This is a genomic window from Butyrivibrio sp. VCD2006 (assembly GCF_000423925.1).
Classification (GTDB): domain Bacteria; phylum Bacillota; class Clostridia; order Lachnospirales; family Lachnospiraceae; genus Butyrivibrio.
On record NZ_KE384107.1, the window covers coordinates 1 to 13,501 of the forward strand.

Below are 13,501 nucleotides of genomic sequence, written 5' to 3' on the forward strand. Positions count from 1 at the left end.
CATCGCCCATCGTTGCAGGGTCTGCCACGTATGTTACTGTGTAGGTCTGGTCAGGATCTGCCTCGAACCTTGCCTCGAACTCTGTGTCATCATAAAGGTTGTCATTATCAGTATTGAGGTTTGCTATTACTGTATCCGCATCAAGTACTGCTTCTGCACTTACCTTTGTCTCACCCTTATACCAGCCTTCAAACTTATATCCTGTTGCAGGCTGTGCTGTTGAGCCTGTGATCCCCTCTGTTCCAAGCTTCTGGATGTCTGCATCACTACTGTTTGTTACGCTTCCCTTTGCTGCACTTTCTGACTTGTAAGTTACTGTGTACTTCGCTTCAGGATTTTCAACAAACTTTGCTGTAAAGCTTGTGTCCGCATACAGTCCGTCAGCATCCTTCTCAAGATAATCCTTAAGTGCATCTAGTGTAAGGGCTGCATCCTCACTGACTTTTGTCTCTCCCTTATACCATGCGTCAAAGATGTATCCTGCTACGGGCTGTGCTGTTGAGCCTGTGATCCCGGCTGTTTCATGAGGATCCAAATTCTTATCTTCCGAATTAGAAACTGAACCTTTAGCTGTACTCTCCGGCTCATAACTAACCTTATAGAGCTTTTCCCAAACTGCATAGAGTGCATGATATGGAGCCTTCTCATCTGCAGCCACTTTATCATGGTTGTATACAGTTTCAGTGTCATAGCTTATAAAGAGTGTTGTTGACTGTGTCATTGAACCAACAGACTCTTCATCTCTTGCCCATCCCTTAAATTTATATCCTTCTCTTGCAGGAATGGATTCATTTTCTCCAAGCCCGTATACTAAAACAGACTCATTTACGCCAAGATTTTTATCCTGCCTGTAAAATCCACCATCATAGTTGTTATACCAGGTGATGTGAGTAGGGGTGGACTTTTCAACCTTTACATATTCAGCGCGAAGCTGTATTGTATAGGACTTTTTCTGGTCTCCGCTTGCTGTCTGGCCTTCTTCATCCTTAACGCGAGCATCTGATTTCTTAACTTCAAAAGTTGCTCCAGGGAGGACGGTAACACTTTCCTCTGTGTCTACGTATTTTGATCCATCCCATTTCTGAACTACCCAATGTGAGAAACGTGATTCATATGTTGTTCCATTCTCTGTTATAGCAGGAGTTGTAGTAGGCGCAGCACCTGCAGCTGCCATTGCTTTATCAGCATACAGATTTGTATCACTGGGAGCCGGGCTTCCTCCATTTGCATCATAAATGATACCGATACCTGTCGCTCCTGTAAGAGTTGAGCGCCATTTTGCATAAAGATCAAGCTTTCTGGTAATCCAGAAACGATCCAAATCGCCATTAGCAGTAGCTCCATTACCCCACTTATCCATACCTTCGGTAAAATCTACAGACTTGTCATATGTGGCAGTAACTGTTATGTCATTTAAAACAAATGCATCTTTATTAAAACTCAGCTTATATTCAGGATCTCTATACCAGCCTGCAAACTCATAACCTGCCCTACGTCCTGTAGGAGTACTTACCTTTCCGCCATAGGAAACACGGAAGTTCATCTCCTGACCTTCTCCCCAGTCAAGAGTTGTATCCGTTGCCTCCACCATAGGATGAAGGAATACACGATACTGAATCTGTCGCCACTTAGCGTATACTGTGATTCCGCCTTCAGGCATCTTCTTAAATGTAAATTCCTTGGTGCAGGCACTATCAACATACCATCCCTCAAATACATAACCTGTGGGTGTTATTGCAGGTCTGAATTCATTGTAAGATGATACATCTCCCTGATATGAGATATTTGATTCAACACTTATCTGGCCTGAACTTGTCTCTGATTCGATTCTATTTCCATTACCATCAAAATATGATCCATCCATAAAATTGATGGGGTAATCGTTTCGGGTATAGTAGCAATTTACCGTCGAAGCTCCGCCGCTTCCCCAAGCACCAGTTGCAGGATCATGACCACATTTTGTAAATCCGGGTAATTCTATATAATCTTCAGCTTCAGTAAAGAAATAATAATTACATTGTAATGACTTATATAAAACAAATTTTATATTATCATAAGTAACTGTCTGGCCTGTTTCCCCAGGAAGAGCCTCAACATAATAATTTATTGTTTTATAACTTCCGGATCCAGGACCTCCGTTATCTTTATGGAAAGTGACATCCTCATTAGGCATAATATCTATATATGACAATACCTGATTATATGTCGAACTGCTCTGAGGCTTCCACCTTGCTGCAGTATAGGTAACTCCATCTGTACCGACTATAGGGAACTGATCACTGATAGATTGGCCGTAAAGAGCGGTTATTTCCTTAATTGTGACCCAGCCTCCATACGTATATACTGTGCCATAATAAGCAGTATAATTATATCCGAAAAGCCAGCTTCCACTCCTCGTACAGAACTGTCCATTATGCCAATATACTCTCGTATAACTGCCATTTATTAATCCATACTTCTCAGGATCATCATCATTATCACCCTCTGAAATTACATATGTCCCACTCACGTACACCTGGAACGTCAATTTATGCTGATTCCTGTCGTAATAAACATTTACAACAGTAGTCCCTTCAGGTGCAATTGTTTTTCCTGACTGGTCATTACTAGCATAATGGAATCCGGTATATTTGTCATAGTTTTCACCATTTATTATCGCATATGCATTATTCCCGCTACCTCCGGAACTAACAGCATTTATGGCTGATCCCACCCGACCGCTAAGAGTCAGAGCTTTCACGAAATCATATCCGTCTCCGTCAATGTTCTGTTTCCAGATAAGTACCGTATAATTTGCATTGGTAGTTGGAATCCAGCTTGCATATACAGTTGTTTTTTCACTTATTGTATTTCCAAATGAGAACTCTCCTGTTGTTACAGAAGGATTTTCCGCATGCGCATTCGCATTCTCCTTGGAATCATACCAGCCACCAAAAGTGTAACCAAGCCTTACCATGTCCGCGTCATCGCAGGGTGCCTGTGTTACACTACCTGATTTAACGAACTGAGGCGCATTATAAGTAGCACCTTTTCCATTCTCGTCAAAGACAAGCCAATGGCCTTCAGGCGCATTTACTGAAAAGACAACATTTCCTTTTATCCTGATATTGTTTCCGTTTTGATAAAGTGTGCCCTTATTGTTGTTAGCAGAAGGATCATATCCCTCGATATTGTCCGTTCCTACACTGACAAACCATCCCTCAAAATTGTGCTCTTCATCACTTGGGGTATAGTTCATGTCAACAGTATAATTCTGATAGTCATCACTATTGTCCGCACGAAATTTTATCTCACTTGATCCCATTGATGCATTTCGGTCATCAAGATAAGAAACCGTATATGCCTTAAACAGCATTGCATAATATGTTACAGATTCTCCTTCTGCAACGCCTTCATTAAGCTTAGCTGATATTTCTGAGCGCACTCCGTCAATGTCAAGTTCCGGTGTCTCAGTAGTATAATCTGCATTCTGAGTCCATCCACGGAACATAACATTTTCGCCAAGTGTTCCAACGCCGGGATCGTAGATAATATCATTAAAATGATTTACTCCGTCAGTTCCTGCCTCAAGGTCGCTCTTTTTTACAAAAACAGAAGCAAGCTCTGTACTGCCGTTCATAAACTTTACATTGAGTCTGGAATCGTTATCTACCGTTTCCTCACTGACTACAATGTAGACTGAGAACTGATTGGAATCAAAGCTAACCTCTGTAGCAACCTTCGTATCATCCTGAGGATCAGAATTAGCTTCCTCTGTTTCAATGTTTGCACTTATCTGCTCAACTTCACCATCATGGTCATGAAGGACTTTAAAGGTATCACCTTCAAGAGCTTCATCAAGCTTAAGGCTTACATGTACATATCTGTCATCTGCAGGCTGAATCTCATTACCTTTATAATTAAAGGTAATGTCAACACCCTTAGCAGCCTTAACATCGCCGCCAAGCTCATCCTTTGCAGTCTCAAAGGCCTGAGCATCTGAAATGCCTGTGATAGATACTTCTGTGCCATCGGGGAATACTCCCTCTTCTGCACTTACAGACACAATCATTCCACCTGCGTGAACATCACTGACCGAAAGCGCAGGCATCTCAACTGCAATATCCTCAGCCGCCTTAAAGTTAGCTGTGAATGTTGTATCCTCTTCAATATTAGAAGGAACAAAAGTAGCTTCAGTTGAGACTTCGTTCCCACTGGCATCTGTCCAGTTTACAAACTCATATTTATCATTTCTTGCTTCTGCAGTAGCGCCTTCAAAAACAGCACCTTCAGCATTAATATCTATTGTCTCGGAGTCCCTTGAAACCTTACCGCCCTTTGTAGCCACATAAGTAACGGTTACGTTCCTTACTTCTGCAGGCGCATCTGCTTCGTCTACAGGTGTTTTATCTGCAGCTTCCTCCGGAATCTCCTCTGCCGGAGTCTCTTCAGCCGGAATCTCCTCCGCAGGAGTCTCTTCAGCTGGCACTTCATCCGCAGGTGCAGCATCTTCAGCCGGTGTTTCCTCTGCAGGTGCAGCATCCTCTGAAGGAGTATCTGCTGCAGGAGTTTCCGCTGCAGATGTCTCCTCAGACGTAGTTTCAGCCTGCTGTTCCTCAGAAGTCTCCTGAACAGTCTCTTCTGTCTGAACATTTTCTTCCTGAGATTCTTCCACCTGGGGTTCTTCTACAGATGGCTCTTCCACCTGAGGCTCCTCTACAGGCATAGCTTCTTCCTGAATTTCAGACTGCTCTTCTACAACTTCTTCAGCCTGTCCCTCAAGTTCAGCACCCTGGGGCTCCCAGATATCGCTTTCTTCAGTTTCATTGTTTTCATTGAGATCCACTTGCTCGAATGCATCAACGTCTGTAGTAGCACGAACGCCAATACTGTTATAGTCTGACCCTATGGTCGTAAACAGTACTACAAGCGTTAAGAATGCAGCAAGCTTACTTGCGAAATTCTTACGCATGATATTTTCTCCCCTCAATAGAAATATTTAAATAGTACTTTAATCATATTATATGACAAAAATTTTCAAACAATAGTACCTTTTTTGAAAAATTTGTTTCAAATCTCGTACTTGACAATCATAAAAATATATGTTCTTAACAATAATTAAACAATGAAGGATTTTTCTGACTATTTCTTATGAAGGGAATTTTTGATTAAAAAAGAAACCCCCGCCGAACGGCGGGGATCTCCTTTAGAAGATATTAGATTTCCTTACGGAATATTTAATTATTTCTCTTCTGTTTCCTTACGCTTTTTGCCTGTTGCAAGAAGTGTAGCTACTGCACCTGCTGCGATGAGAAGTACGATAACTCTGGAAGTATTGGTGCTATCCTCTGTACCTCCACGTCTTGCTCCAAGAACCTTCTTCTCTTCCTGTTCTCTCTTCTCTCCAAGAACAGCCTTGCCATCATCTGCAGGTCTCTTATCGCCAAGTACTGTCGGATTGTCGTCATTCGGATCGCCATTATCGTCGTAGTACTTCTTCTTAGGCTTCTTAGGCTCGTCATCATCGTCATCATCGTCGTCATCGTCCGGATCAGGATCATCCTTCTTTGACTCCGGCTGCTTCGTTACTTCAAGCTTACCATATACGTAAGTAATATCGTAGTTACTAAGAAGTGTAGCTGAATTTGCAGGCTGTACAGTGAAGAGGTTATCACTTACACCAACTTCTGTCTGTGATCCTGTGAAGTTGTAAGCTACTGCATCACCCTCGCCCCACTCAGTATCTGCAAAAGCACTATGGTTATAAAGAGCTGTTCCATCATATACTTTGCTAGCAGAAAGTGATGTTACTACCATCTTCTTAGGTGTGATTGTAAGTGTACCGGTCTCAATTGTAGGAGCTGCAAACTGTCTTGTAACATCATTTCCAAGTGCATCAACAACCTTGAACTGATTCAGATCAACAATGTTGAGTGTGTACTGTCCGACGTTTCTTCCGTTTACATCTACTCTGAGTCCGCTTACGTAGAACTTAACTCCTCCAATTTCTACTTCCTTACTTACATCAGTATCTGCAGCGTGTACCTTGAACAAACCAAGGATATTGCTAATTAACTCTCCGGCCTTGTTAAGGAATGCGCTAAGACCATTAGCACTTACTGCTTCAACTCTGTATGTAAAGTCGCTTCCTATCCAAGTCTTTCCAGAGTATTCCTTAGTAGCGTCATCGGTTATAGCCTTAACCTTGAACTCACGACCATCTACACGGTCTTTGATAACAAGCTTACCATCAACTACATTGAATGTAACTATAAGGTTATTATCTGAGTATCCGAACTGCTCTGCCTTGAGATTCATCGGATAGTGATCAGGATATGCTGTGTTATCTTCGTTATTCGGAAGAGTTCCCTTAGCAACTGCTTCTCCTGAGAATGTAACCTTGCTGTTATCGAAGAGTGTTGTAGGATCTACTGCTGCGGAAGCATCTCCACCGGATACCTCTGTTGCTGTAGGTGCGTTAACTGTATAGCCCTCAACTTTCTTCTCGTGGCCATCATACATTTCTTCGCCAACATTACCGATTACATCAACAGATACTCTCAAAGGATTGATCTTAAGCTCACCATCAGTAATTACAAATGTTACTGTGCTGAAGTTCTCGTTAGTATTTGTGAACTGATCAGCTGCAAGTCCCATAGGATATGTATTAACATCTTTTCCTTCAGCTGTGTCTGTCCCTGAGAATGTGAAGTCTACGGTATCTCCTGTAACCTTATAGAGGTTATTTGTAGAAGTTGCTGTGAATCCAACTACCTTCTGGTTCTGACCGTTATAGAACTTCTCATCCTTATTACCAACAACAGTAACTGTTACTGCAATAGGTGTAATAGCCTGGTAACCATCTGTTACGTTAAAGACTACATCCTTAAAGTTAGTATTTGTGTTAGTAAACTGATCTGCCTTAAGGCCCATGTTAGTTGTACCAACATTGGTTCTTGATGCAGTTGCTGTGCCGCTAAATGTGAAGTCAGTCTCTTTATAAAGCGGATCACTGATTTCTACTGTGTAGCCCTGAACACTATGCTCTTCACCATCATAATCGGTTGTATTCTTGTTACCTACGATGGTTACAACTACTGTGTCGACAGGAGTAATTGTCTGATAACCGTCTGTTACATTGAAGGTTACTGTGCCAAAATTCGTGTTTACATTTGTAAACTGATCAGCTGCAAGACCCATCTCTGTGGTTCCTACTTCTGTTCTCTTTGCTTCTGCAGTTCCTGTAAATGTAAAGTCAGTCTCTTTGTAAACAGTGTTGCTAAATGCTACATCGTACCCTGTAACCTTATGCTCTTCGCCATCGTATACAGCCACATTATAATGACCTGTAATAGTTACAGTAACATCGATAGGATTGATAGTCTGATAACCATCTGTTACATTGAAGGTTACTGTGCCAAAGTTCGTGTTTGTATTAGTGAACTGGTCAGCAGCAAGATTCATGGGCTCTGTTCCGACATCAGTCCTCTTAGCTTCTGCAGTTCCTGTAAATGTAAAGTCATTATCTACATCGTACAGATTTGTATCAGCTGTTGCTGTATAGCCGGTTACTTTATGCTCCTGTGCATCGTAATCAGTTACATTGTTAGCACCAACGATCGTAACTACTACATCGATAGGAGTAATCTTCATCTCACCATCAATTACATTGAAGGTTACGGTACCAAAGTTCTTGGTATTGGTGTTACTAAACTGAGCAGATGTAAGGTTCATCGGATATGTTCCGACGTTTGTTCCCTTTGCAACAGGTTTACCATCAACTATTGTAACATTCTCATCAGGTGTAAACTTAATATCTGTCTCTTTGTACAGAATGTTGCTAATACTCTTTATTTCATATCCGCTTACGCTCTGTTCTGTTCCATTGTACGGCTGCTGATCCTTTTTACCTTCGATATCAACAATAATGTCAATCTTATTGATTGTCAGTAATCCATCAGAAACAAGCTCAAATGTTACATCGAAATTGTTATTGTTATTTACGAAATCTTCAGTATCAAGACCCATAGGATACTTGCCGGCATCTGTTCCAACTGCCTTGGCTTCACCCTTATAAGTGAAATCAGCTTCCGTATACTTCTGATCACTGATTGCAGTGTCATATCCTGTTACTGTCCACTCTTCGCCATTATAGTCTTCGATACGTGTATGACCTGTAATCTTGACAGTAACCGTAACCTTATTGATTGTAAGCTTACCATCTTTAACACTAATTGTCGCATCAAAGTTATCATTTGTATTAGTGAACTGCGCTGTGGTGAGTCCCATAGGATACTCGCCTGCATCAGTCTTTTCTACATACGGTCTGCCATCACCATCAACCGTAACATTCTCAGCATGCGTAAACTTAATTGCTGCTTCATTATACAGCGAATCATTTACGCTAACGTCATAATTGAAAGCTCTATGCGGTTGACCATCATACTCAAAGTTCTTAACGTCACCGGTAATGGTTATTTCTACAGGTCTCTTTGTAATCTCAAGATAACCATCTGTTACATTGAATGTTACCTTCTTAAAGTTCGTATTGTTATTCTTGAACTGAGTTCCGTCTTCCTTAAGTCCTAACGGATATTTTCCGACATCAGTTTTCTCAACAGAAATCTTACCTTCAGTGTTGAGGTTAACTCCAGTGGTATCAAAAGTGAAATCTGCAACTGTATACAACGGATTACTAATTGTCTTTACCTCGTAATCTGCAACCTCATGAGGCTGTCCGTCGTATGTTACTCTATCCTTGTTTCCTTCGATTGTTACTACAACTTCATCAACAGGTGTGATTTCCTGATATCCATCAGTAATAAGGAATGTAACCTTAGAGAAGTTTGTATTGGTATTTACAAACTGAGTCTCCGCAAGATTCATGTTTGTTTTACCAACATCCTGTCGCCTAGCAATAGGCTTAGGATTAGGAACATCCTTTTCCATCTCAACATTAGCTGTAGGATTAAAAGTAAAATCACTCTCATGATAAAGAGAAGTACTGATCTCTGTTACTGTATATCCTGTTACCTGATGCCACTCTCTATCATAGGTAGTAGAATTGCTTGCACCTTCAATTTTTACTGTTGCTTCAATCGGATTGATAACAAGCTCACCATCAGTAACAGAATATGTTATTGAATAGTTATCCGGGTTAATGCCGGTCTTAAGTGCAAAGTTTGCTCCCGTAAGTCCCATCTTATAGGTACCTGCATCAGTACCCTTTGCTGCAGGCTTGCCATCAATAGTTGTCAATGTGCCGGGAACAAAAACTATATCATCTTTTGTGATAAGAGCTGTTCCTGTAATTCCTGTAACCTCATATCCGGTTACCTTCTGCTCTGCGCCATTGTATGGAACAGAGTCACTGTTACCCTTAATTTCAACTGTAACTGCTACTGGAGTAATCTCAAGCTCGCCGTCCTCAACAATCACAAATGAAACATTTGTAAAGTCAGTGCTGGTATTATTAAAGCAATCTTCCGAAAGCTTCATCTTATATGTTCCGACGTTTGTTCCCTTTGCAATAGAAGTCTTCTTACCATTTACAGTAGTACTGGGAACGCCTGTCTTTCCAACATATGCGAAATCAGCTTCAGTATAGCCGTCTCCTACGATCTCAACTGTATAGCCTGTTACATCCTGTTCGCTACCATTGAAGACCTTCGAATCCTTATTACCTTTGATCTTTACAGTAACCTCGATAGGCTTATAGAGAACCTTTATTACTGTATTGGTATTAGCAACAACATCGAATGATCCTTTTCCGTCAGCTACATTGCAGGTAGTAGTTGCCGATGCAATCTCACCTGACTGATATCCCTTGGCAGGCTTCTTCTCGTCAATATTAAAGGTAATCGTTGTTCCTGCGGTAGCTGTAATAGCAGTATCTTCAGGATTGAGTCTTGTAGCAGTAGCCAGGTCTTTACCCTTGTAATACTGAATCTCATAGGTTCCTTCAACCTTCTTATATGCGGCATAGAGAATGTTAGGAAGATTATCATTATCAGCTATCAGATCTGTAGTAGGTATATAAACCGTTGATGTACTGTCAGCTGATATAAACAGGTTATTATAGTTATCTTCTCCTGATACTTTACTCCATCCAACAAACTCATAATCACAATCAAAACTGTCTGCCTTTGTCTTGGAGAATCCGAGCTCAGACGCAGTAGGAGCTATAAACGCATCATTCTTATAATACTCTCTGGTAGTAGCTGTTCCCTTACCACCATTGGGATCATAAGTAACCTTTGTCTTAGGCTTGCTGGAGTTATCTGCTCCTATCTGATCATACTTAGCCTGAAGAATTACATATTTCTCCCCGTTAATGTCCTTAAGGAGACCTTCCGTAATTTCAAAGCTATTGTTAGGATAGTAAGTCTTTACAACATTACCTGATGCATCAAGAAGATCCCATCCGATAAATGTATATTCAATAGGCTCACCATTTTCATCTACTTCGTCATCTCTTGGTGTGCAAGGTGCACCTACAACTACCGTTGAGCTTGATGAATAGCTGTATCCATCCTTAGGCTCGGTATTTGCTTTACCATGTTCTCCAACCTCATACTTAATCTTTACAACGCCGGGGTATCTCCACTTGGCAATGAGGTTGATCTGGATAGTAGGTACTCCATCAATTTCTGTCGGTGTTCCATCATCCTCTGAAGGTTGTCCAAACGGATAAGGTGTACCTGCCTTAGCTCCATCTGCAAAGAACCATCCAACAAGTTCCCATCCATCATCTCTTTACATTGTCAATAATACTTCTTTGTATTACTTCAAACTCTTTTAATGTTTCAACATATCTAAGGAAGAAATCGTCTCCCTGATTGTTAATAAAGGTTGCATTCTCTGAGTTTTTAAATAAGTTTACATGATATTGCAGCGGTGACCACTTTGCATAAAGCACCTTGTTTCCATCAGGCATTGTAGAATCCCAGCTAAATGCCTTGGTGCCATGAGGATCTTCATACCAGCCTACGAAAATGAATCCTTTATGTTCCTTCAATGTAGGAAGTTCGCTCTGTTTTGGTGCATCAGCCTCATAAGATGTGAGCTTCTTCTCATACGGAATTGTATTAAACTTGTCTTTAGGATTAGTAACCTGGGTATCGCCATCAAAGAACACTATCTTATGGATATTTCTAAGAAGACGAATCTCTACTTCGTTATATGAGTTTGCAGGAAGCACAGTGCTACCTGATTGTGCCGGCGCCCACGTTGTGAATGCGCCACCATTTTTAGTGTTATACCTATATTGATATATCGTGAAGCCCTGATATTTATCAATTAAGTGATAATTACCACCATTAAGGTATATCGTATCAAGTTTATTCCATTTATTCGCGTCATCTACATCTTGAGCATAATAAGTTACATGACGTGACTGATTATAGTCATCTCTATACAGATTAAGAGTCTTACCATTATCAGTTAATCCGTGTTCATAGCCCTTGAACTTGAACACTGACAACATAGAAAGAATTTCAGTACTATTCTTTCCTATTCTCCAAATATAATCCGATCCCGATGCAAGTGAATAGCCGTACATAGAAAATGGCTGATCATACAATCCGGTTAAATCTTTATAATTTGGATCATTGCCAAGATATTGACCGTTAGATTTTTTATAAAACTTAACTGTCATAAGGTCACGGTCAAAGTAAACATTAACAACCGTGTCACCTTCACGCTTTATTTTATTTGTTGCAGCTCCGGTTCCGTCTACGATATCGTATTTATTTTCTGTACTATAGTGGAAGCCGGTGTATTTCTTTCCGGTATATTCTGCAATTGTAGCAGGCTTAATCTCAGATTCTGTAGCTCCTGTCGGCTGGAAACTCTCAAAATAATCATATGATTTAGCACTACCAGACAGATTCTTATCATCAGTAACCTTCTGCTGCCAGATGATTACTGTATATTTAGAGGTAGTATCACTCGTCCAATGAGCATAGAGCTGAACATTATCAGTAAGCTCCTCATTCCAATCAAATGCAGCACCGGTATCATCGGCCTTTGTAAACCAACCATCAAATCTGTAGCCCTTACGAATCGGATCATCAGGTTTTTGTTCTTGTGGCTTCTTACCATACTCTACGTATACGGGTGCAGTATAGGTTGCCCCTTTACCATTCTTATCAAAGAATATCCAATGTGCATTAACTACAACAGCATATGCCACAGCATGCTCAGCCGCATTAATACTATCGTCAGCCTTAACCGCATTCTCATTTACTGACCATCCATCGAAAGCCTGGGTTGCCAATTTGGGTGTATAACTAGGCATCTCTGACTTCTGAATTATAGGCTGCTCAGTTCCACTTACGGTTTTTCTGATTACTTGAACTACTTCTCTGCCAACGCCATCGCCATCCTTACCCATTCCAAGGAATGTAACGTAGTAGGTAGTTGAAATATTAGCATAAACATTTACTACAGGAAGGGACTCATCTGTTACAGTAACCGTACCAAAGCTGACTTTATCCTTGAATTGATTACTCTCATCAATTGTGTACCAGCCATTGAACTCGCTTACTTCTATTCCTACTCCCTTAGGAAGACTCGGAATACCGGGGTCAGCAAGTTTCTCATTATTCTTAACCTTCTGAGTATTGAACGGTGTTGTATCACCGATCTTCTCATAGAAGTTGTATGTAACAACCTTTCTCTCTTCCTCTGTAGGATTATCAACTTCAGCAAGAATATAGATAGAGAACTGATTTGAATCAAACTCTGCTCCATCAGCTGATGCCTCAGCAATCTGCTCTACCACACCATCATGATCATGAAGTACGGTAACTTCATCGCTCTCAAAGGATTCCTCAAGTGAAATAGATACATGTACATATTTACTGTCTGCGGGCTGAATCTCATTGCCATCACCATCATAGAATGTGATGTCAACACCCTTAGCTGCTGATACATTCTCACCAAGTGCTTCTTTTGCTGTATCAAGAGCAGCATCCTCAGAGATGGAACTAATGCTTACAGTTGTGCCCTCAGGGAAAATTCCTTCCTCTGCGGAAACTGACACATTCATGCCACCCACTGAAGCTTGCTCGTTGATTGCAGGCATATTCTCCAGCTTCTCAAACTTAGCTGTGAAGGTTGTATCTTCTTCAATATCTGTAGGAATAAGAGTCGCATCATTTGAAACAGCGCTTCCCTCATCATCTACCCACTGTACAAACTGCCACTTTTCATTCCAAGGTGTTGCAGTTGCACCTTCAAAGGCTGCTTCCTCATCATTAATATTGATGGTCTCTGAATCCTTGGAAACACGACCACCCATTTCAGCCTTATAAGAAACAGTTACATTTTTCTCCTCAACCACTTCGGGAACTTCCGGAGTTTCAGGAGCAGCTGCTTCTTCAGGTGTCTCTTCTGCGGGTGCTGCTTCTTCGGCAGGTGCCTCTTCTGCAGGTGCTGCCTCTTCTGCGGGCGCTGCTTCTTCGGCAGGTGCTGCCTCTTCGGCAGGTGCTGCTTCTTCGGCAGGTACTGCCTCTTCTGC

General features: G+C 41.2%; 3 protein-coding genes. All 3 read right to left on the reverse strand.

Going from position 1 to position 13,501, the window contains the following annotated elements; all coding sequences use genetic code 11:
• Window positions 1–4,951: InlB B-repeat-containing protein (locus G586_RS23880; protein ID WP_035773631.1), on the reverse strand; the 4,951-nt coding region annotated here is incomplete at its 3' end.
• A gap of 269 nt (window positions 4,952–5,220) precedes the next feature.
• Complete coding sequence (locus G586_RS0118715) at window positions 5,221–9,477, reverse strand: hypothetical protein (RefSeq protein ID WP_026528934.1); 4,257 nt, start codon at window positions 9,475–9,477, stop codon at window positions 5,221–5,223.
• 1,249 nt (window positions 9,478–10,726) lie between these two features.
• A partial coding sequence (locus G586_RS25310) for an InlB B-repeat-containing protein (RefSeq protein WP_196811647.1) occupies window positions 10,727–13,501 on the reverse strand: 2,775 nt, incomplete at its 5' end.